General features: G+C 67.8%; 19 protein-coding genes and 1 tRNA gene. 8 read left to right on the top strand and 12 right to left on the bottom strand.

The window, feature by feature from the left end:
- Positions 1-496: 496 nt before the first annotated feature.
- From NL114_RS05850 to NL114_RS05810, 9 genes are all read right to left on the bottom strand, one after another.
- Entirely contained in the window at positions 497-823 is a 327-nt protein-coding gene (locus NL114_RS05850) for a hypothetical protein (RefSeq protein WP_254823860.1), read from the bottom strand.
- A gap of 1 nt (position 824) precedes the next feature.
- Positions 825-1,658: a ParA family protein gene (locus NL114_RS05845; protein WP_254823859.1), complete on the bottom strand. Its 834-nt coding sequence runs from the start codon at positions 1,656-1,658 to the stop codon at positions 825-827.
- A gap of 42 nt (positions 1,659-1,700) precedes the next feature.
- Entirely contained in the window at positions 1,701-2,648 is a 948-nt protein-coding gene (locus NL114_RS05840) for a calcium/sodium antiporter (RefSeq protein ID WP_254823858.1), read from the bottom strand.
- A gap of 41 nt (positions 2,649-2,689) precedes the next feature.
- The gene (locus NL114_RS05835; protein WP_254823857.1) at positions 2,690-4,048 is read right to left on the bottom strand and encodes an MFS transporter; all 1,359 of its coding nucleotides are present in this window, start codon (positions 4,046-4,048) and stop codon (positions 2,690-2,692) included.
- A gap of 218 nt (positions 4,049-4,266) precedes the next feature.
- On the bottom strand, positions 4,267-5,025 hold the full coding sequence (locus tag NL114_RS05830; protein ID WP_254823856.1) for an ABC transporter ATP-binding protein: 759 nt from the start codon (positions 5,023-5,025) through the stop codon (positions 4,267-4,269).
- Positions 5,022-5,822 (bottom strand): ABC transporter ATP-binding protein, encoded by an 801-nt coding sequence (locus NL114_RS05825; RefSeq protein ID WP_254823855.1) that lies wholly within the window; start codon positions 5,820-5,822, stop codon positions 5,022-5,024. Before NL114_RS05825 ends, NL114_RS05830 begins: the two co-directional genes overlap by 4 nt.
- A 2-nt stretch (positions 5,823-5,824) precedes the next feature.
- Positions 5,825-7,072, bottom strand: a complete 1,248-nt coding sequence (locus NL114_RS05820) for a branched-chain amino acid ABC transporter permease (protein ID WP_254823854.1) — start codon at positions 7,070-7,072, stop codon at positions 5,825-5,827.
- Positions 7,072-7,953, bottom strand: a complete 882-nt coding sequence (locus NL114_RS05815) for a branched-chain amino acid ABC transporter permease (RefSeq protein ID WP_254823853.1) — start codon at positions 7,951-7,953, stop codon at positions 7,072-7,074. The genes NL114_RS05820 and NL114_RS05815 overlap by 1 nt, the downstream gene beginning before the upstream one ends.
- A gap of 80 nt (positions 7,954-8,033) precedes the next feature.
- Positions 8,034-9,485 (bottom strand): ABC transporter substrate-binding protein, encoded by a 1,452-nt coding sequence (locus NL114_RS05810; RefSeq protein ID WP_254823852.1) that lies wholly within the window; start codon positions 9,483-9,485, stop codon positions 8,034-8,036.
- A gap of 503 nt (positions 9,486-9,988) precedes the next feature.
- On the opposite strand from NL114_RS05810, the gene NL114_RS05805 reads away from it, so the two are divergent.
- The 6 genes from NL114_RS05805 to NL114_RS05780 all read left to right on the top strand — a co-directional run bounded on the left by NL114_RS05805 (position 9,989) and on the right by NL114_RS05780 (position 17,853).
- Positions 9,989-11,194 carry a hypothetical protein gene (locus tag NL114_RS05805; RefSeq protein WP_254823851.1) on the top strand — a complete coding sequence of 402 codons (1,206 nt, stop codon included), beginning with the start codon at positions 9,989-9,991 and terminating at the stop codon, positions 11,192-11,194.
- 200 nt (positions 11,195-11,394) lie between these two features.
- Positions 11,395-12,672 (top strand): hypothetical protein, encoded by a 1,278-nt coding sequence (locus NL114_RS05800; protein ID WP_254823850.1) that lies wholly within the window; start codon positions 11,395-11,397, stop codon positions 12,670-12,672.
- 151 nt (positions 12,673-12,823) lie between these two features.
- Positions 12,824-14,071 (top strand): hypothetical protein, encoded by a 1,248-nt coding sequence (locus tag NL114_RS05795; RefSeq protein ID WP_254823849.1) that lies wholly within the window; start codon positions 12,824-12,826, stop codon positions 14,069-14,071.
- A gap of 213 nt (positions 14,072-14,284) precedes the next feature.
- Positions 14,285-15,445: a hypothetical protein gene (locus tag NL114_RS05790; protein ID WP_254823848.1), complete on the top strand. Its 1,161-nt coding sequence runs from the start codon at positions 14,285-14,287 to the stop codon at positions 15,443-15,445.
- Positions 15,446-15,599: 154 nt separating this feature from the next.
- Positions 15,600-16,655 (top strand): PGF-CTERM sorting domain-containing protein, encoded by a 1,056-nt coding sequence (locus NL114_RS05785; protein WP_254823847.1) that lies wholly within the window; start codon positions 15,600-15,602, stop codon positions 16,653-16,655.
- Between the two features lie 97 nt (positions 16,656-16,752).
- Complete coding sequence (locus NL114_RS05780) at positions 16,753-17,853, top strand: hypothetical protein (protein WP_254823846.1); 1,101 nt, start codon at positions 16,753-16,755, stop codon at positions 17,851-17,853.
- Positions 17,854-18,097: 244 nt separating this feature from the next.
- Here the strand turns inward: NL114_RS05780 and NL114_RS05775 are convergent.
- The 3 genes from NL114_RS05775 to NL114_RS05765 all read right to left on the bottom strand — a co-directional run bounded on the left by NL114_RS05775 (position 18,098) and on the right by NL114_RS05765 (position 19,179).
- A tRNA-Lys gene (locus NL114_RS05775) sits at positions 18,098-18,209 on the bottom strand.
- A gap of 81 nt (positions 18,210-18,290) precedes the next feature.
- A complete protein-coding gene (locus tag NL114_RS05770; protein ID WP_254823845.1) occupies positions 18,291-18,959 on the bottom strand; it encodes a DUF7119 family protein in 669 nt (222 codons plus the stop codon).
- Between the two features lie 76 nt (positions 18,960-19,035).
- Complete coding sequence (locus tag NL114_RS05765) at positions 19,036-19,179, bottom strand: DUF8595 family protein (protein WP_254823844.1); 144 nt, start codon at positions 19,177-19,179, stop codon at positions 19,036-19,038.
- Positions 19,180-19,482: 303 nt separating this feature from the next.
- Between NL114_RS05765 and NL114_RS05760 the strand changes: the two genes are divergently transcribed.
- Positions 19,483-19,824 (top strand): DUF8134 family protein, encoded by a 342-nt coding sequence (locus NL114_RS05760; protein ID WP_254823843.1) that lies wholly within the window; start codon positions 19,483-19,485, stop codon positions 19,822-19,824.
- Positions 19,825-20,024: 200 nt separating this feature from the next.
- A complete protein-coding gene (locus NL114_RS05755) occupies positions 20,025-21,848 on the top strand; it encodes a nitrite/sulfite reductase (RefSeq protein WP_254823842.1) in 1,824 nt (607 codons plus the stop codon).
- The last annotated feature ends 486 nt before the right edge of the window (positions 21,849-22,334 follow it).

Genomic DNA, 22,334 nt, shown 5'->3' with positions numbered 1-22,334 from the left:
TACCCAGTACGACATTCTCTGGGCATCCGTCCGCTTCCTCGGGAGCGGCCGCTTCGGTGGTATCCAGGTAATCCCTCAGGCACGCTGGCCCAGCCAACTATGGAAAAATCACCAATACGAGAAGCAGCAGGAACACTAGCACCATCAGAAATCCGATAGCCTCGGCGGGTGCGGGGTTGGATTCTCGCATATTGGGCGTAGTTTATCAATTTGTATAATATTTTCTACAACGAATAAAAACTGCCGCACCGGAATCCGTTCCCCGGACTCGAGGTCAGCGCCTTGCTTCCGACGAGCGACGGCACCGCACGGCGCGGGCTACGCCGACGGCCGATGTGGGCGGTACGGATGCGACCGCGCGGTGGCGACGACCCGGCCCTGGTGTTCCGCGTCGCCCCGAGCAGCAGCGGCATCGCAGCCTTGCGTTACAGATCGATAATCGAGGGGATTATCGTTCCATCTGGCTGAGAGCTGGTCGATAGCGGAGATATAGTGGTTATCTCTCGTCCGTGTCGGTTCTGTCGACCTGGAACAGCGACTCGACGCCCTTCAGCGCGAGCCGGGGTCCGAGCGTGCCGAGTTCGAGTGCGAGGCGGCCGGGGTCGCTGGTCGTGACGCTGGCCCGCCGACTGCTGGAGGCGTTCTCGACGGCCTCGCGAACGTCGTCGGCCGACGCGACGTCTGGGTCGACCGTCAGGACGGTCTCCTCGTCGCCGTCCTGGATGGTCACCCGGACGCCGTCGGTCGGCTCGTCGGCCTCCTCGCCGTCGTTCGTCTCCTCGATACCGTCGCCGAGATGTGCGTAGCGGTCTTCCTTGGACATGTCAGTCGTTCACCACTGCCTGTCGTTCGTCCGTGCCGTGCGCCGCGACGATCTCCGCGAGGTCCTCGTACGCCTCGAGGAGCGACTCCTGGTACGCGCGGAGGCCGTGCGCGTCCGCGTAGCGGAAGATGTCGAGCCCCTCGTCCCAGGCCTGCGCGAGGACGTTGTAGTCCGGGACCGTCACCGGGAGGACCCGGACGCCGTCGGCCTCGGCCGCGAGCGTCTCGCGGACCTGCTGGTTGAGGCTGGAGCCCTCGACCTTGTTCGGGAGGACGCCGATGACCTCGAGTGCGAAGTCGGGCTGGGCGCGCTGGAGCTGGGATTCGAGTGCCTCGACGGTATCGAGGACGCCGCCGATGGACTGTTCGCCCTTGCGCGTCATCTCCATCGGTACGAGGACGTTGCCGGTCGCGATGAGCGCGTTGTCGACAAGCAGGTTCAGCGTCGCCGGCGGATCGATGATGACGTGGTCGTACTCGTCCGCGACGGGTGCGAGCGAGGAGCGCAGCAGGAACTCCGCGGTGGAGATGCCCTCCGCGCGCGCCGTACTCTCCAGCGAGGCGAGCGACTCGTGGCCCGGGACGAGGTCGAACGGCTCGTCCTCGATGACGAGTTCGCGCAGGTCGCCGTCGTCGAGTAACACGTCAGTGATGGTCGTCCCGTCGGTGGTCTTGGCTTCGGCGTGGCCGGCCGCGGCGGTGAGGCTCGCGGGCTGGGGGTCCAGGTCCACGAGTAGCACGTCGTCGCCCCGGCGCCCGAGCGCGGCGCCGAGGTTGATGGCCGTGGTCGTCTTGCCGACACCCCCGCTCTCGGACCACGTCACTAGCTCCGTCATTCGGGCGGACGTTCTGCGAAGGAGGCCTAATAGCTTGCCCGTTCACCCGAACAGCGCGACGATGACCCAGTCGGCCAGTCCGACCGCCAGCAACAGCACGCCCTCGGCTCGCGACAGGGCCCGCCTGCTCACCGCCAGTCCCACGGCGAGGAGGGTGACCGCACAGAGCCCCAGCGAGGCCTCGACGGCGACCGCCGAGAGGGCGAGCGGCCGCAGCGCCGCGGCGAGCCCCAGGACACCGAGCAGGTTGACCACACAGGAGCCGAAGATGTTGCCGGCCGAGACCTCGAACCGGCCCTGACGGATGGCGGCGGCGCTCGCGACGATCTCGGGTGCGGAGGTGCCGAGGGCGACCACTGTCTCGCCGATGAGCCAGTCCGAGACGCCGGCCGCGCGCGCGATGTCGACGGCGCCGCCGACGAGCAGGTCGGCCCCCACCACGACCGCGACGAGGCCGACCAGCACCCGAAGAACATCGACGGCCGCCCGGCGCTCGGTGATGGCCGCGTCGACTGCGAGGCTCGGACCGGCCACGCCCCGGTACGCCAGCAGCGCGAGGTAGGCTATCAGGAGCGCCATGAGCACCGCCCCCTCGAGGCGGCTGAGCCGGAGGTCGACGACGAATGCCACGACCAGCAGCGTCGCCCCGACGAGCACCGGCCCGTCCCGGCGGACGATGTCACCGGGTGTCGGGAGCGCGGTGAACACGGCGCTCCCGCCCAGCACGATGCCCAGGTTGACGACGTTCGACCCGACCACGTTGGCGACGGAGACGTCCGTCCGGCCGGCGAGCGCGGCGCCGATGGTGACGGCGAACTCCGGTAGCGAGGTCCCGATGGCGACGACGGTGAGCCCGACCACCAGCGGCGGGATGCCGGCGCGCGCGGCGAGGTCGCCCGCCCCCGCGACGAAGCGGGAGGCTCCGAGCCACAGCGCGACGATGCCCGCGGCGACCGCGCCGGCGTCGAGGAGCAGTCCGGTGGCGACCACACCACCGCTCGGCGTGGGCACCGCTTAGTGGTGGTGTTCCGTTACGCGTACGCCGCGAACTCCTCGCCGGCGACGAGGAAGTAGCCCGTTCCGAGGAGGCCGACGATGGTGGCGAGGCCGAACGCGACCGTCGGGCCGGCGAGCGCGGTCCCGGCGACGGTCACGCGGTCGAGGCCGTAGATGATGCCGCCGAGCAGTGCCGACGGGATGACGACCGTGTTCCGCACGAGGTAGTACGACCCGGTGACGCGGCCGCCCGCGTCGCGCTCGGCGGGGCCGACGATGAGTGCCTTGTGCGCGGGGAGGCCCGCGAACCGGAGCCCGGAGAAGGCAAAGAGCGCGACGAGAACGAGCTGGTCGGGTGGTGCGGCGATGAGCAGCACGGGGAAGACGGCGTACACCGCGAACCCGACCGCGACGACGGGCTTGAGGCCGACGTGTTCGGCCAGGCGCGCGACGGGGGCCATACTGAGCAGTGCCACGACCATCTCCACGCCGAGCAGGACGCCGAAGAACGCCGCGGGGGTCAGTGTGATGGGGCCGAGCGAGAACCCCCCCAGCGACAGCGCCGGAATCCGCAGGCCGACCGACAGGAAGTCCGTGATTACGATGACGAAGAAGACGTACACCATCCCGTTGGCGAACCGGACCAGCGTGTCAGCGACCAGCAGGGGCCGCAGGGGCTCGGGCAGCGACCCGAGGTCCTCGATGACGGCGCCGACCCCGGCGAACGAATCGCCGACGGTGTCCTCGCCCGCGTCGTACAGCAGATGCTGGGCGACGGTGGCGACCGCGCCGAACGCGACCGCCAGCCACAGGACACGCTGGAAGCCGTCGACGAAGCCCGTGGTGAGTGCCAGGATGCCGGCCGCGAGGAGCGGCCCGACGAGGAAGCCCACCCGGCGGAACGTCTCGGTCGCCGCGAACCCCGCCGCGAGTTCCGCGTCCGGGACCGACTGCCGGACGACCGCGAAGGTCGCGCCGAGGCCGAACGACTTCCACGCCTGCGCGAGGAACAGCCCGACGAACACCCACGCCCACGCCGGTATCACGAGTCCGCCCACCGCGAGTTCGAGTGCGGGCGCGAGCGCCCACAGCCCGAATCCGAGCGTGGCCACGACGCCGAACAGGGTGAGGGCCAGCCGTGAGCCGATGCGGTCCGAGAGCGCCCCACCGGGGTAGGGATAGAGCGCCCCGATGAGATTGCCGACGCTCCCGTACAGGCCGACGACGGCTGCACCGGCGCCAAGCGTCCGCAGGTACTCCGGGACGTACCGGCCGGTCATCTGGAACGCGAGGCTGAAGGCGAACATCGCCAGCGACAGCGTCAGCACGTCTCGCTCCAGCGCGAGGAACTGGCGGAACGCTGCCAGCGCATCCGGCCCCCGGTCGGTCGCCATACCGCGTGGTCGGGCGGGGGGGCCGTAAGCGATACTCCGGAGCACTATGTACGCTCCGGAGGCCAAGCCGCCTCCGGCAGTGGCCGTCGGAACGGCGGAAAACTGTCGAATCCACCGGATACGTCTGGAGCTCTCGGAACTATCCCGGAGTCTCGGATATCAGGCGATACTGCCGCCGAGAACGAGCGCCGAGCCGGGTGGAAAGCGGGTGTTCCGCGTTACCCGCCGAGGTAGGTCTCGCGGATGTAGTCGTCGCCGCGGAGTTCCTCGGGGGTGCCGGTCTTGACGACCTCACCGTTCTCGAGGAGGTACATCCGGTCGGCGTGGTCGAGCGCGAACGTGACGTTCTGCTCGGTCAGCAGGATGGAGACGCCCTGCTCCTGGATGGGGTCGATGGCCTGGCTGATGTCCTCGAGGATGACCGGCGCGAGGCCGATGGTCGGCTCGTCGAGGACGAGCAGGTCCGGGTCGCCCATCAGCGCGCGGCCGATGGCGAGCATCTGCTGCTCACCGCCGGACATCGAGCGCGCGTTCTGGTCGGTCCGCTCCTCCAGGCGCGGGAAGAGGTCGTAGACGAACTCCAGCTGCTGCTCGACGTAGCTCTCGTCGTCGATGGCGTACGCGCCGAGCCGGAGGTTGTCCTCGACGTCCATGAAGCCGAAGAGGTCCCGCTCCTCCGTGCAGTAGATCATCCCGCGGTCGACGAGCTCGTCGCGCGAGACACTGCTGACCTCGGTGCCGCGGAAGCGGACGCTCCCGCCGAACGGGAGGAACCCGTTGACGGTGTCACAGAACGTCGTCTTCCCGGCGCCGTTCGGGCCGATGAGCGAGACGAGTTCGCCCTCTCCGAGTTCCAGGTCGACACCGCGGAGTGCGGTGACCTTCCCGTAGGAGACCTGCACGTTCTCGGCCTCGAGGACCATGTTGCCGCCGCCGGCAGCGCCCGCACCGGCACCCGCTCGGGACTGGCTGCTCATATCTCATCACCACCGAGGTATGCTTCTTGAACTTTCGGGTCGTCCGTGATCTCGTCGGGTGACCCCTCGGCGATCTTCGCGCCGAACTGGATGACGAACGCGCGGTCGATGAGGTTGAGCAGGCCACGCATGTTGTGGTCGACCACGATGAGGGTCATTCCGTTGTCCCGGAGGCTGAGGAGCACGTCCGTCAGCTCCTGAACCTCGCCGCTGGAGAGGCCGGCGAACGGCTCGTCGACCAGCATCAGGTCGGGGTTGGTCGCGATGGCCTTGGCCAGCTCCAGCTTCAACATCCCGGCGTGCGGGAGTTCGCTGGGCGTCTCCTGGAGCTGGTCACCCAGCCCGACGCGCCGGCAGATCTCCTCGGCCAGCCGCGTCGTCTCGCCGCCCACGCCCGCGAGCGTGAACAGCTTGTCCGGCGCCAGCGACAGCGCCACGTTCCGGACCACCGTGCGGTCCGAGAGCGGGGCGAAGTCCTGGAAGGTGCGGGCCATCCCCGCCTGGACCATCTCGTGGGAGTCCAGCCCGGTGACGTCCTCGCCCTTGAACCAGACGGTGCCGTCGGTCGGCTCGTAGAAGCCGGTGATGCAGTTGAACGTGGTCGACTTCCCGGCGCCGTTCGGGCCGATGAAGCCGAGGATCTCCTGTTCCTGGACGGCGAACGACAGGTCGTCGACCGCTGTCAGTCCGCCGAACTCCTTCCGCAGGTCGTTGGCGACGAGGACGCCGTCCTGGGGGCCGAGACCGCTCCCCGTGGGCGTGGCGCGCTCGCCGCTCTGTTGTCCGTCAGTGCTCATTGTTATCGACGCTCGTCGATGATCTCACGCAGTTCCGCGCGGTACTTCTCGATGATCTCCCCGAGGGCGGAGTCGCCGTCGCCGCCGACCGACTGGCCCTCGTACTCCTCGCCGCGGGCGGAGGCCAGCACCATCCGGCCGCCACGGATACTGGCCCGGAGGATGCCACCGGGTGCGAACACGAGGACGGCCATCGCGGCCGCCAGCAGCGGGAGCGGCCGCAGGTTGGCCAGATCGAAGCCGATGAGCGGATCGATCAGCCCGATGACGATGCCGGTCATCGCGTACACCACCGCCCCCACGATGGGGCCGACGATGGTGCCGGTCCCGCCGAGGATGGAGATGATGATGAGGTTGATGCTCTGCTGGATATCGTCCTGGCCGAGGATGCCCAGCGGCGTCGGGGTCTTGATCGTGTGGACCCAGATGGCACCGCCGAGCCCGGCGACGAGCGCCGAGAGGACGAACGCGAACAGCTTGAACTTCGCGCCGTCCAGGCCCGCGGCCGCGACGGCATCCTCGTCCTCGCGGATGGCGGTGAACACCGACCCCGCCGACGACCGGGTGACGCCTATCAACACCACCAGCACCACGATCATCAGCGCGAGCGCGAAGTAGTAGTTCGCGAGCGCGGTCTGCTGGATACCGGAGTAGCCCGAGGCCAGCTCGACCACGGCCCCACTGCCGTCGATGCCGAACAGCTGGGTCGGGAGTCCGGGCCCGTTCCGGCCGCCGAGCCCCTCGGGCGCGATGGGGATACCCAGCGGCGTGAAGCTGTTGTTGAACAGCGTGAACAGCTTCGACAGGATGATGGGGACGATGAGCGTCACCAGCGACAGGTACGGGCCCCGCAGCCGGAGCGCGGGCAGTCCGACCAGGATGCCGCCGATGCCCGCCACGATCATCCCGACGGGGATGCCGATGACTGGCGTGATGCCGTGCTGGATGTCGAGGACGGCGGTGGTGTAGCCGCCCAGCGCGATGAAGAAGGCGTGTCCGAACGAGAGCTGCCCGGTGTACCCCGAGACGACGTCCCACGACATCCCGAAGATGGCGAGGAAGATGAGGGTGGTCGGGCCACCCATCTGGTCGGGGTAGAGCTGTGTCGGGAGCAGCACGAACAGCAACAGCCCCAGCAGCCCGATCTGGAACCGAAGGGGCATCGCGATAGGGTTGAGCTTCTCGAGCACCGCCTGCCGGCGCTCGGCCGATGTCGAACCGCCGATGATGGATTCGTTTTCCGTGGACATTATTCAGCAGCCTCCCGCCCGAACAGGCCTTCGGGCTTGACGAGAAGGAACACGATCAACAGGACGAGCGCGGAGAACCCCTGCAGTGAGGAGTCGATGTACTGGGTGGTGATGGTCTCGGTGAACCCGATGATGTAGGCCCCGACGACGGAGCCCTTGATGGAACCGAGGCCACCCAGGATGACGATGGAGAACGCCAGGATGAGCGGCTGGGTACCCATCGTCCAGGTGCCGGTGTTCTTCATCGTGAGGAGCACCCCCGCGATGCCGGCGAACGCGCCCGCCAGGAGCCACGTGACGAGGTTGATCTTCCGGGCGTCGATACCCACGACCGCCGCGCCCTTGTCGGACATCGACACCGCGAGGATCGCCTTCCCGGTCTTCGTCCGGGAGACGAACACGCCCGTGAGGACGACCAGCAGCATCGACAGCACGAAGATGAACACGCTGATGTTCTGGACTCCGATGCCGCCTAGGTTCGTACTACCGCCGACGATCAGGTCGACGGAGAAGTTCCCGGTGCCGGTCAGGAACACCCGACAGGCGTGCTGGATGAAGAAGCCGATGATGAACGTGAGGATGAGCAGCGTGACCGGTTCGTCCTCGACGAACCGGACGACCCCGAGGTAGAGGGCGCCACTCACGAGTGCGGCGGTGATCATGCCACCGATGAGCCCGACAGCAGGGTTGAGCCCCAGTTCCAGCGGGGAGCTGCCCCCGGAGATGAGCCACGAGGCTTCCGCCCCGATGGTGATTAGCGCGCCGTGCGAGAAGTTCAGGACCCCACCAACGCCGAAGATCAGTGTGAATCCGATCGCGATGATCGCGTAGAGGGAACTGATCGAGATGGCGTTGATGACGACGTTTGCGAGACTGACCATGTGTTGTGTGTGATTCTGTTTGGTTCGTGTCGTGGTTCTCTCGTGTGTCGAGCCTGTGATGCGTGATTATCCCGCCGCTCTCACTGGTTGGCGGGGTGATCGCTGGGGTAGTCGATCCAGTCCGGATACGAGTAGTCGGAGGTCTTGTTCTGCTCCGGCGCGAACGAGTGCATCACGCCGTAGTCCTCGGCGATTTCCTCGTCGACCTGCCACTGCTGCCAGACCGGGACGCCCGTCTCCTTCATCGAGGTCCAGGCCGGCTCGTGGGCGTAGTCGGCCTCCGGCGGCGTGAACTTGATCTCCGGCAGGATGGTCCCCTGGTCGAACTTGTACGTCTCGAGGGCCTCGACCATCTCCTCGTTGGTGGGGATGCGGTCGAGATCGTTGTCGAGGACGTAGCGGGCCATCGCGACGGCGTAGGCCTTGACCGCGTCGAAGGTGATGGGGCCGGAGTAGACGGGGTAGGTGTCGTACGTCTTCCGGTACCGCTTCATGAAGTCCTGGGTGCGCGGCGTGTTGGTGGTCTGGGGCGTGACGGCGTTCATCGTGAAGATGTACTGGCACGCGCCCGAGACCTCCTCCCAGAACTCGTAGATCTGCGCGGGCAGGCTGATGCCGCCCATCTCGAACGAACGGTTCTGGTTGGCCCACTGCTTGACCGCCGCGGTGCCCGTCAGCGCCTGTGCGATGAGGTTCACGTCGGCACCGGAGGACTCGACCTCGTCGAACAGGGGCGTCCAGTTGGTCGTCCCCGAGGAGGAGCGCTTGAACACCGGCACGTCGTCGAAGAACTCGCCGATGTTCGGCTCGAGCAGTTCCGCGAAGGGGTCGAACGGAGCGATGTTCTCGATGAGGACCGCGGCGGTCTTCCAGCCGAGTTTGTCCGCGTAGAGGTTGAGGAATTCGAGTTCCGCGCGTGCGAGGTCGAAGGAGTTGATGGGGCCCGCGCGGAAGTGCCACTTGAACTCGTCGTAGCGCTCGTGGACGATGCGACCCGGCTTCGGCCCCGCGGCCGCGGTCGTGATGTGGACCGTCTGGGTCGCCTTCATCGCGTTGAAGCACTGGAGCGTGACCTGCGTGAGGAAGGTGCCGAAGGTGGTCTTGCAGCCTTCGGCCTGGACGAGGCGGTTGAACTCGTTCAGCCCGGTCCCGGGCGAGGCCTCGGTGTTGCCCGAGACGGCATTCAGCTTCGCGCCGAGGATCCCGCGGCCGCCGATGCCGGGCACGCCGTTCTTGTTGATGTCGTCGACCGCCAGCTGCATCGAGTTCCACATCGATTGCCCGACGGGGAAGCTCTCGGGCTGTGGGGCCAGGCAGCCGATGTTGATGCTGTTGCCAGCGAGGGGCTGTGGCGGTGCGGTCCCGCTGCCGGTACCGTTGCCGGTGACGGTGTTCTCGAAGCCGCCGCTGGCGCCTGGATTCTCTCGTGTCTTACAACCCGCTGCCAACGCGGCGGCCCCACCGGCCCCCGCGTATTTGAGGAACGAGCGACGGCCGCTCCCGTCTCCCGTATCTCCTGTTTCCTCTGCCATGCTGTCTGTCATTGTTTACTGTTTCCGTTAAGCCGTTTCGCTGGGCAAGCCCGGCCGTTTAATAGGTCTATGCGGCCTGTTGCCACTCCGCCCGGTCCCATGCGATTCGACGGTTCGGGCTTCCGTCCGCCCGCCCATCGGTCGATACTCGCGAACTGTCCGCTGTCCATGCGGGTGACCAGCCGTGGGTAATGAGAGCACATAAATCCTCCCTGATTACCGAACTCCGACCCATAGCGCCGTATCCGCCAGCTGTCGGGGGGTCTCCCGGTCTCGGGCCGACTGAACATTCCGTCGATACGCGGCTCTACTCTATCTATTGACAGAATATTCAGTAAGCGTCCTCTACCCCCGATTCGAAGTAGAGTTAAGAATATACCTTCCTCTGATGGGGCATAATATAAATAACCGCGTACTCCCAGCAGAGCGATTAGGTGAATCGCGTCTACCCTGACGAGTACATGACACGAAATGCGACCGTTGCTCTCGTCGGAGCGATCGCTGTGCTACTCGCCGTCAGCGCCCTGACTGGTGGGGTGTGGGCCTCCCCGACCGCCGACAGCAGCCACGGCGTGGAGAACGGGAACTACACGGTGAACCTCCCGTTCGCGACGGACCACTACCCACGGGATAAGAACCCCGGCGGCACCCACAACGCCAGCATCAACCACTTCGCCGCAGCGACCCCGGAGCTGTTCGAGAAGAAGGACGTCCCGGAGGGACTCGAGGAGGTTGACTTCATCATCATCTCGAACCAGGATATCGACTTCTCGCAGTGTTCCACGTCGAACACGGCGGCGTTCGGTATCGACCGGGACAACGATGACTCCGGGACGAAGACCGACGTCGGACTGCTGGCCTACCGGAAGAACTCCGAGTTCCGCGACCACAGCATCGTCGTCGAGTTCTACAACGACGACGACCTCGGCGCGAAGAGCCGGGAGGACAAGGGCGGCAAGGAGGCCGGCCGCGAGGACGGTGACAAGGACCCCGAGGTGTACCCGGACGACGAGATCGTCGCACACCAGGGATACAAGTCCGGGGGTGGCCCCTGCTACGGGATGCCCAGCGAGCCGGGCTGGTACCAGATCACCGGGTTCATCAACGGGACCGGGTTCAGCGACAACTACGCCGACGTGACCATCCCGTCACACTACTTCTACATCTGCGAGTGCCAGTCGGAGGAGGAAGCATACGACCAGCTCGGCGCGCCGCCGGGCCAGGAGAACCCCTACGCGGACGGGAGCGAGGGCGGCTCCGGCTCCGGTTCGACAGCGACGGCGACCGCGACGCCCGACTCGGGTGGCTCCGCGGGTGCGTCGACGCCGACGACCACGCCCGACCCCACGCCGACACCGACAGCCACGCCCGACCCCACGCCGACACCGACGGCCACGCCGACCCCGGACGACTCCGGCGGTGGTGCGAGCGCTGGCGGGTCGGCCGGTGGTGACTCCGGCGGTGGCGGCGCGAGTGCCGGCGCCGATTCCGACGGCGGCGGTGCGAGCGGTGGCGGCAGTACGGGCGGTGGGACCGCGACGGCCTCGGCCACCGTGAGCGGCAGCTCAGATGGGGGCCAGCAGGCCCAGCAGAACCAGCGGGGAGCCGGCCCGATGACGCCGACGGCTGGGTCCGGTCCGGGCTTCGGTCTCGCGGCGGCGCTGGGCGGCGTGCTGGCGGCGGCACTGCTCGCGCTCCGGCGCGACTAGCACGGCCATCCTCGATTTCCACCGGTACTTGAATGCCGAGTCAGTCGGGTGTCGACTCTTCTCTCGTCTTCTCGGGTTTCGGGGGCTGGAACGCGTGTTCTCGTCGCTGTAGACTGTCCATTCATTCACTTCATCCATTATAAATCACCCTGTAATACCCGCAGCAGGGCTATGCTGGTATTATCTCTGGAACGGGGCATATGATCCAGCAACGGACGGCGGTCGTCCTCGCGGCAGTCGCCGTCATCGGGGCGGTCGCGGTGCTGTCCGGCGCCGTCGGCGCGGCGCCCTCGGGGGAAACCGTGGACACCGACCACGGTGTGGAGAACGGGAACTACACGGTCGACCTGCCGTTCGCGACGGACCACTACCCGCGGGACGAGAACCCGGGCGGGCCGTACAACGCGAGCATCAACCACCTCTCGGCGTCGACCCCGGAGCAGCTGGAGGCGGCCGGCGGGAAGAAGGGTATCGAGCAGGCCGAATTCATCATCGTCTCGAACCAGGATACCGACTTCTCGCAGTGTGAGACCTCGAATACGGGGGCGTTCGGTATCGACCGGGACAACGACGACGGCGGAACGGTCACAGATGTCGGACTGCTCCAGTACCGTGAGAACTCGCGGTTCAAGAAGCACAGCATCGTCGTCAACCTCTACGAGGGCGACGAACTGGCCTCGCCGAGCCCGAGCGACAAGGGTGGCCCCGGCGAGAACCCGGGCGAGAAGGGCCAGGGTCGCGAGGACGGTGACGGGAACGCCGAGGTGTACCCGGACGACGAGATCGTCTCGCACCAGGGGTACAAGGCCGGCGGTGGGCCCTGCTATGGGATGCCCACCGAGCCCGGCTGGTACCAGATGACCGGGTTCCTCAACGGGACCGCGTTCAACGGGAACTACGTCGAACTGACCCTCCCCTCGCATTACTTCTACATCTGCGAGTGCCAGTCGGAGAAGGAGGCGTACGACCAGCTCGGCGCGCCGCCGGGCCAGGAGAACCCCTACGCTGACGGGAGCGGGAGCAGCGACGGCCCGTCCCCGGAGGCGACGGCCACGGCGACCGCGACGCCCGAGTCGTCCGGCGGCGTAAGCGAGTCCAGCGACGCGACGGCCACGGCGACAGCGACGGCGCCCCCGACGGCGACGGCCACGGCGACCCCGACGCCCGAACCAGCCGATGGGGACGGCGGGTCGACGGCCACGGCGGAGTCGTCGGGCGGAGCGGCCTCGACGGTCACGGCCACGAACACGGCAGCCGGCGGTGGTGGCGGCGGTGCCGGCGGTGCCGGCGGTCAGTCCGGCGGGCAGCAGGCCCAGCAGGCCGGCGGTGCTGGTGGGCAGTCCAGCGGCGGGCAGGCCCGACAACAGCAGGCTGCAGGGGTCACGACGCCGACCGCTGGGTCCGGTCCGGGTTTCGGCCTCGTGGCGGCGCTGGGTGGCGTGCTGGCGGCGGCACTGCTCGCGTTCCGGCGCGACTGAACGACGAGCCGACGGACGGCTCGCTGACGGCTCCTCCTCGTTGCCTGTCGCCCCGATATATGAAATACCCGTTCAGTACAAGCGAAATATATAAATAGCCGTTCAATCCCTGCAACGGGGTTAGGGGGGCACAGTAGGAGATACAGGGTACATGACACGACAGCGCACGGCGGTCATCCTCGGTGCAGTAGCGATCCTCGCGGTGGTAGCGGGGGTATCCGGCGGTGCCGGTGCCGCTCCCTCCGCGGCGTCCGGCGGTGTGGGTCACGGCGCGGAGAACGGGAACTACACGGTGAACCTGCCGTTCGCGACGGACCACTATCCGCGGTCGAAGAATCCCGGCGGGCCCAACAACGCGAGCATCAACCACTACGCGGCCGGGACGGAGGAACTGTTCGAGAACGCGGGTGCCTCCAGGGGGGTCGAGCATCTGAAGTACATCCGAATCGGCAACCCGGACGTGGACTTCTCGCAGTGTTCGACCTCGAACACGGCGGCGTTCGGTATCGACCGCAACAGCGACGACCCGGGGACGAAGGTCGACGTCGACCTCCTCCGGTATCTGGAGAAGAACTCGTTCAACGACCACTCCATCGACATCTACCTGTACGAGGGTGACGAACTGGCCTCACCCAGTCCGAGCGACAAGGGCGGCGCCGAGACCGGCAAGGAGGACGGCGACGGCAACGCCGAGCTGTACTCGGACGACCAGATCGTCGCCCACCAGGGGTATCAGTCCGGTGGCGGCCCGTGCTACGGGATGCCCACCGAGCCCGGGTGGTACCAGATCCAGGGCTACGCGAACGGGACCTCCTACAGCGGTAACGAGGTCGAGGTGAACCTGGTCTCGCACTACTACTACATCTGTGAGTGCCAGTCGGAGGAGGAAGCGTACAACCAGCTCGGCGCCCCGCCGGGTCAGGAGAACCCGTACGAGAGCGGCGGCGGCGGTAGCGAGTCGACGGCGACCGCGACGCCGGAGCCGACAGCGACCGAGGCGGCCGGTGGCGGCGGTAGCGAGTCGACGGCGACGGCCACCGCGACGGCGACGGCCACCGCGACGGCGACGGCCACCGCGACCGCGACGCCGGAGCCGACAGCGACTGAGGCGGCCGGTGGTGGTAGCGGTGGCGGCGGTGGTGGCGGCGCCGGCGGTGGCGGTGGTAGCGGTGGCGGCGCCGGCGGCGGCGCGGCCGGGCAGACGGCGACGGTGACGGCGACGGCGGGGGCGAACGGCGGTGCCAACACCGGTGGTTCGGGCGGCGGCCAGCAGGTCCAGCAGAACCAGCAGGGTTCCGGTCCGGTGACGCCGACGGCCGGTGCCGGGCCGGGCTTCGGCCTCGTGGCGGCGCTGGGTGGCGTGCTGGCGGCGGCACTGCTCGCGCTCCGGCGCGACTGAGCCCCGGCGGCGTTCCGCCTTCCTGTTCCCCCTGATCACCGGTAGTGGCGCGCCCGCGAGGACCGCCCCACATTACTCGAAAGCCGTTCATGCTGGCAGCTTTATACCATATATTCAATCGTATTCTGGTATTTTTGCATGAACTGCTGTAACATGGCCGCTGTTCGGTGGTAAGCCGTAGAACTTTTCAGCTTCAAACAGTTCGGTCTGGTTATGCGAACCTCGACGCTCGTCGTCGTCGCGGCGGTGGCGCTCGCGATGGTGGCGGTCGGCGGTGGGGCCGCCGCCGGTGGCGCGGCCTCGACCGGCCACGACAACGGTATCGGGTCGAACTACACGGTCGCCCTGCCGAACCAGGCGGACCACTACCCAGGCACCCAGGGTGGCGCGGCGAGCATCTGGCATCTCGCTGCGGCCGGCGACTCCTTCGAGGCCACCTCCTCGCCGGAGGGGCTCAAGCGGATGGACACGCTGACCATCAGCAACCAGGATATCGTGTTCGGCGGCTGTACCACCGAGAACACGGCCGCGTTCGGCCTCGACTACGGCAACAACAACACCGGCACGAAGACCGACGAGGGACTCCTGCAGCACCGACAGAACTCGGCGTTCAAGGAGCACGCCATCTTCGTGAACTTCTTCGGTCCGGACTCCATCGCCGGGTCGCCCGTCCGGTACAATGCCATCGACCAGATCGTCGCGGTCCAGCAGGACTGCTACGAGATGCCCAGCGAGCCGGGCTGGTACCAGATCAACTCGCGCATCAACGGCACCGGCTACAACGGGAACTACATCGACAGCAAGGACCAGGGCACCATCCGCTCGCACTACTTCTACATCTGTGACTGTCAGAGCGAGCAGGAGGCCCGCGAGCAGCTCGGGCCGCCGCCGTCCGACGACGGGGGCAGCGGTGGCGACGGCGGTAGCGGTGGCGAGTCGACGGCCACGGCGACCCCGACCGCAACCGCGACGACGACCGAGGCATCCGGCGGCGGTGGCGGTAGCGAGTCGACCGCGACCGCGACGGCGACCCCGACCGTAACCGCGACGGCGACGGCCACGGCGACCCAGGCCCCGACCGCAACCACGACAGCCACCGAGGCATCCGGCGGCGGTGGCGGTGGCGGTGGCGGTGGTGGCGGTGCAGGTGCAGGCGGCGGCGCCGGCGGTGGTGCGGCCGGGCAGACGGTGACGGTGACGGCGGGGGCGAACGTCGACACCGACCCCGGCGGCTCGGGCGGTGCGCAGCAGCAGAACGACCAGCCGGGTTCCGCTCCGGGGACGCCGACCGCCGGGGCCGGCCCGGGATTCGGACTGGCGGCCGCGCTGGGTGGCGTGCTGGCGGCGGCGCTGCTCGCGTTCCGGCGCGACTGAACGGCTCGTTCTGGGGCGTCCAGCCGCCATGAGACGGTCGGTTTTTGTCCCTGTGTGGGAACGAAGGGTTTTATAGCTCCATCCGTTTCCTGGGATAAGAATCCGAATGGCGGCCAGAAACCAATTCAGCGGCGCGTTAACGGTTGCAGTTATCATGTTAGGCGCTCTCGTGGTGGTGGGTGGCGTGGGTGCTGCCGGCACCGGTGGTGCCGGAACGAACCACGGCGCGACCGGGAACTACGAGGTGTTCCTCCCGGAGGAGGTCGACCACTACCCCGGTGACCAGAACCGGGCGAACGCGAGTATCCAGCACCTCGCCGGCCTGGAGGGAACGTTCGACGGAACGCCCTCCCCGAAGGGGTACGAGGTGACCGACTTCCTCATCATCGGGAACGAGGATATCGACTTCTCGGAGTGCTCGACCGAGAACACTGCGGCGTTCGGCGTGGACCGCGGGAACGACGACAGTGGAACGGAGACGGACGAGTCGCTGCTGGCCGCCCGGAAGAACTCACAGTTCAACGAGCACGAGATCGTCATCGAGTTCTTCGGTGAGGATGACCTCGCCGGCGACCCGATCGCCATCAACGACGTCGACGAGGTCGTCGCCGTCCAGAACGAGTGTTACACGATGCCCAGTGAGCCGGGCTGGTACCAGATCAACGGCTTCCTCAACGGGACCGGCTACAACGACAACCAGTTCGAGGTGACGCTGGACTCGCACTACTTCTACGTCTGCGAGTGCGGGAGCGAGGAGGAGGCCCGCGAGCAGCTCGGCCCGCCGCCGAGCGAGGACGGTGGCGACGAGTCGACGCCCGAGCCGACGGCGACCGCAACGGCGACGGCCGAGGCCACGGCGACGGCAACGGCTGAAGCCACCGCGACGGCAGCCCCCGAAGCGACGGCGACGGCGACGGCAGAAGCCACCGACACCGCGACGGCGGCGCCCGAGGCGACGGCGACGGCCGAAGCGACGGCGACGGCGACGGCAGAAGCCACCGCGACGGCGGCGAACGACGACGGGAACGGCGGTGGTGGTGGCGACGCGACCGGCGGCGGGTCGACGGCCACGGCGACCCAGGCGGCCGCCCCCGGCGGCGCCGGACAGGCCCCGGCGACGCCGACGGTCGGTGCGGGGCCGGGCTTCGGCCTGGTGGCCGCGCTCGTCGGCGTGCTGGCGGCGGCGCTGCTCGCGTTCCGGCGCGACTGAGCGGTCGACAGCACGGCGCTCGCGGGCGGCCGGGGGCGTACACCCCGGGCGCCCGTGAAAGACAACGCCTATTTGCGGCCGCGGCAACCGCCCACATATGCAACGACGAGTCGCGGCGATATACCTCGTCTTCTTCGTCGTCATGGGGGCGAGTGCCTATTCGGTCATCGCGGTGGCACAGCAGCCTACCATCGACCTCGACAGCGAGGGACTCGCAGTGGGCGATTCCATGACGGTCGACGGACAGACGTACACCGTCTCGAACATCTCCGAGCAGAGCAGCGGCGGTGGCGGCCACGGCGGCGGGGGTGGCACGACGCTGGTCGGCCAGCTCTCGACCACGAACGACTCGTTCGTCTACAGCGCCGAGCTGTCGAACGGGACGGCACTCTCCCCGACCAACTCCTCGTGGACGGGCAAACAGGGTGCGTTCTCGGCCACCATCCAGGACGGCGATTCCGTCCAGTACAACGGCACCCAGCAGACCGCCAACGTCTCCGGCGGTGAGCTTTCGCTGGTGAACGCTACCGGCAACACCACGGCTTCGTTCGCCGTCGGCGACACCCTGCCGTACGAGAACGCCACCGCCACGGTCACCGAGGTCGGCAACACCTCGGCCACGCTGGTCTGGGGTGACAACTACGAGGTCGTCATCCCGAACGGGACCGACGTGAGCGCGTTCCACGCGGTCCAGCGGTTCAACGTGACCGAGCGGCTCCGGGGCGATCCGGATGTCGAGAATCAGGTGTACAGCGGCGACGACGGACAGTTCGTCCGCTACCGCAACGGTACCACCCAGCCGCTCGACGCGTACCTCCCCGAACCCGCGAGGACGACGTTCACCGAGGGTGACACGCTCACCTACCGTGCGGCCGAGGACCTCTCGGTCCCGGCCAACGAGACGACCGTCGCGAACATCTCCAGCGACCGTGTCCTCATCGAGTGGACCGGGCCCCGGACCACGAGCCAGGAACTGACCGAGGGCGCCAACGTCACGCTCGCCGGGCAGACCCATGTCGTCCACTTCGCCAACCCCAGCACGGTCGTCATCTCCTCCGATATCGGGAGCTATCAGGACCAGGTCGAACAACAGGACTACTACCACGAGCGGGTGAACGGCCTCTGGGGCATCTCCATCCTCTCCGGCTTCGGCGCGCTGATGATCGTCGCGCTGGCCTACCTGCCGACCCGCGGCTGAACCCCGAACCGGCCGCTCCGCGACTCGTTTCTCTCTCGCACTCCACGGCCGAAGAGCGGCCGGACCGACGGTCGTCGCCACTGCTGCTCGTGTTCACTTCGTCCGAGAATTCGGGTACGGGCCGAGAGGGATTTGAACCGGAGCGGGACGTGCTCGTTCGCTCCGCTCACTGCGCGCGACTCGCAGGGTTCAAATCCTTCTCTGCCGGTTCGTGGTTCTCTCACTTCGCCCGAGAACTCCGGCACGGGCCGAGAGGGATTTGAACCCCCGACCGTCTGGTCTCTCCCGCAGGGTCCCGGGGAGACCGGGGCGCCACGTTAAAAGCCAGACGCTCTGCCGGGCTGAGCTATCGGCCCTCGCCCGTAGTTGTGTTCGAGTCCGGGGTAACGGTTTCGGTCAGGGCGCGCGTCAGATGCGGTCGAAGTTACTCGACACGGCTACAGCCGCTCGAAGTAGTCGACGAGTGCGGCCTCGACGACCTCCGAGGGTTCCACGTCGTCCAGCGCGGCGCGCCGGCGGAGCTCGCGGTAGACATCGGGCTCCAGCGAGACGGTCAGCTGTCCGAGCTCGACGCCCACCTCGGCGAGCGCCGCCTCGACGCTCATCCCCTCGTTCACCCGCGAGGCGGCGGCCCGGACCTCGCGCACCGTGAGGCCGTGGTCGAGGGTGGCCCAGGCGAGCAGGAAGCGAGCCTCGCCGGAGACGCGGGCGATGTGCTTCGCGGCCGTCGGGGCGATGCGCCCGAGCGCGACGTAGCGCCGGACCGAGCGCGGGAGGTCGTGGACCCGTGCCCACTTGCGGATGAACGCGACCGTGGCCTCGCCGCCGGCACGTTCGGCGGCAGCCTTGTACGAGCCCTCGCCGCGGACGAGCGCCGCGCAGGCCGCGGCGCCCCGGAGCATGAAGACGTTGTCGTCGGCGCCGGCGGTGTTCTGCGAGAACCGCCGGACCACGTCTGCCGCGAGCTCGAGGCTCTCGGGGTCCGAGGGGTCGAAGCCGACCGCCTCGTCGCCGGCCACCTCCGGCTCGCCCCGGATGACCGGCTGGCCCACCGGTGACTCCCGGTCGGCCGATGGCCCTTCGTCGTCGCGTCCCCGTCCTGTCATTGGAGTCCCGTAGGTGGAACCGGGGCAAAAACCTCCCGCCCGCGTGTATCGGCCGCGAGAAGGGATATCGAACGGTTCAGTCGTCGGCTTCGGCCGCGCCGTCGCGGCTCTCCGAGAGGTGCTCCCAGACCTCCGCACAGCCACAGCCGTCCTCGACATCGTCCAGGTGGCTCGTGTCGACCTCCTCTTCCTCCTCGACGGTGGCGGCCTCCTCACTCATCACTGCCCTCCGATTCGACGAGCTCCGGCGCGACATCCGCCGCCGGTGCGACATCGCTTGGTTGGCGATCGGTCATCACTCCCCCGTATGCCGGCTCACGGTATAAGGCCGTGCGCCCGGACAAGCCTGTCCCCCACTCCCAACTACCGGATTCTGTTGCCGGTAGTGGCGACGGGACTGTTCCGTTGAATCCGGGTGCAGTCGGGTGGTTTCCGCGGTCACGATTCGTCACCACGTCGAACGACGCCCGGCGAGCCTCGCGAGGGACGACACGGTTACCTGCGCCGGCGCGTTCTTGCCCGTGTGGTCACCAGTATCCACCAGCTCGACGACGGGGCGTGGATCAGCGTCAACGACTCCCGCGAGGTGAACGTGAGCGACCTGTGGTGGCTCGCGCGCCACGACTTCTGTGGGTGCGAACTGGCCGACTTCCTCGCCGAGGGGTTCGTGGAGGTCGGCGTCGACCCGCCGAACGTGACGGCCCGTATCGCCGGTCAGTGCATCGCCTGCGGCGAGAGCGGGGTCACCGACTGGTTGGTCGTCGGCCGGGTCGACCCGGACACCGGCATCTTCCGGGGCGTCGACGCGGAGAGTGTTCACGTACCCCGCCGCCGGACCCGCCTCGCGTCCCCGCCCGACGAGTGACTCCTCCCTCGTGGCCGTCCCCCGGCTACGCCCGGGGTGCGTGATTCCACCTCCAGGGCGCGTGAACCCACCTCCGGACGGCCCCGTGAACCCGGCGAGACCTGCCACGAACTACCGGCAACATATTCTGGTACCCGGAAGCACCGGGGACGCTTGGCGAGAGAGGCGTGCCTATACGTGGGCGCGTGCTGGTCGTGGATATGCCGAGCAAGGTCGAAGGGTGGAAAGACGAGATCTACGGGAACGAGATCCGTGATCACCTCTTCGAGTTCGCCGAGAAGGGCTGGGACGCGATCCCAGAGGACGAGCAGGACGCCTGGTTCGAGCGCTTCAAATGGTGGGGGCTGTACCACCAGCGGAAGGGCCAGGAGAGCTACTTCATGATGCGTATCGGCACCCCGAACGGGGTGCTGGAGCCGGGTCAGCTGCGTGTCGTCGGGGAGATCACCGACGAGTACGCCCGCGGTCCCGTCGACAACCCGGAGTTCGGCGGCGCCTACGCCGACTGGACTACCCGCCAGAGCATCCAGCTCCACTGGATCAAGCTGGAGGACATCCCGGAGATCTTCGAGAAGCTCGAGGCCAACGGCCTCTCGACCATCCAGGCCTGCGGGGACTCCTGGCGGAACATCGTCGGCTGTCCGGTCGCCGGGAAGGACGAGCACGAGCACGTCGACGCCTGGCCCGTCGCGCGCCAGCTCCACGACGAGTTCAAGGGCAACGAGGCGTACTCGAACATGCCCCGGAAGTGGAAGGTCTCCGTCACGGGCTGTGACGAGGGCTGTGGCCAGGGCGACATCAACGACCTCGCGTTCGAGCCCGCGGTGAAGGAGGTCGACACCGACGGGCCGAGCCCGTCGAGCAATCGAAATCCGGAGGATTTCGATGACGGCGAGGAGGTCACCGGCTTCAACGTCCGCGTCGGCGGCGGCCTCTCCCGCAAGGAGCCCCGCTTCGCCCGCTCCATCGACGTGTTCTGCACGCCCGAGGACGCGCCGAAGGTGTCCGCGGGCATCTCCGCGCTGTTCCGCGACCACGGCGACCGCGAGGACCGCTTCAACGCCCGCATCAAGTTCCTCATGGACGAGTGGGGTCCGGAGAAGTTCCGCCAGGTCCTGCAGGACGAGTACATCGACTACGAGCTGCCCACGGCGGGCGAGGACCTCCGCGAGGAGTACACGTACAACGCCGGCGACGGCGAGCACGGCGACCACGTCGGCGTCTACGACCAGCCCGACGGGAAGAACTACGTCGGCCTCTCGGTCCTCACCGGCCGGATGGGCGTCGACGACGTGCTGGAACTGGCCGACCTGGCCGAGGAGTACGGCTCCGGCGAGGTCCGCCTGACCCAGCGACAGAACATCATCGTCACGGACGTTCCGGACTCGGAACTCGAGGCGTTCCTCGACGAGCCGCTGCTGGAGGACTACTCGCCCGACCCGCACCCGTTCATGCGCGGCTCGCTGGCCTGTACGGGGACGGAGTTCTGCTCGCTCTCCATCACGGAGACGAAGAACCGGATGGTCCGGTACGCGCGCTGGATGCGCAGCAACGTCGACGTGCCCGAGGGCGTCGAGGACTTCCACGTCCACCTGTCGGGCTGTACGGCCTCCTGTGCCCAGCCCCAGATCGCGGACATCTCCCTGCGCGGCATGAAGACGCGCAAGGACGGCGAGCCGGTCGAGGCGTTCGACATCGGCCTCGGCGGCGGACTGGGCGAGGACCCGCACTTCGCCGACTGGGTGGAGATGCGCGTCGCCGCCGACGAGGTGCCCGGCTACATCCAGAACCTCCTCGCCGACTACGAGGAGCGCCGCGAGGAGGGGCAGTCCTTCCGCGACTTCATCGCCGCACACTCCGAGGAGGAGCTGCAGGAGATGGGCGAGCCCGAGGAGACCTCCTACGAGGACCCCTACATGCACAACACGAAGATGACCTGGTACCCCTACGCCGAGGAGGACGACATGGGGTCCAGTCCCGCGCCGACGGACGGCGCGGGCGAGTCGCTGCCCGCCGACGACTGAGAGCTTTTTTCCGACTCGGGTACCGCTTGCGCGCCGGCGAAGCCGGCGCGCTGCGGGTACCGGCTGGCGGCTACGCCGCCAGCTAATAGATTGTCGGCGCAGCCGACAATCCACTCGTCGCAAAAAACATTCAGAAAAAAGGCCGGCCTCCGCGCCCTGCGGGCGCTTCGGCCGGTGAACCGCTCGCTCCGCTCGCGGATGCAGCCGATATCTGGCCGGGAGCGCGTGGCCGAGCAGCGGGGCGGCTTCGCCGCCCCGGCAAACGGCGCGTAGCGCCGTGCGCGCGAGGCCCGCGCGACCTGGGGAAGGGCAGGGCCGCCGCTCCGTGCTACGTTCTATGTCCTGGTGGACTGGAAGGGCGAGCGCGCGAGGGCTTCGTAGGCGTCCCCGTCGCCATCGTTAATGCCGAGATAAGTCGGAAAAGTCTGCCCAATTCTGTTAATAGTTTACTTTTTATATTTGTGCGAGGATTTAGTGACAAATGGG

The organism is Haloglomus halophilum (assembly GCF_024298885.1).
In the GTDB taxonomy this organism is placed as follows: Archaea; Halobacteriota; Halobacteria; order Halobacteriales; family Haloarculaceae; genus Haloglomus; species Haloglomus halophilum.
Note: the sequence above shows the minus strand (reverse complement) of the source record. Positions and strands in the feature narration are given on the sequence as shown.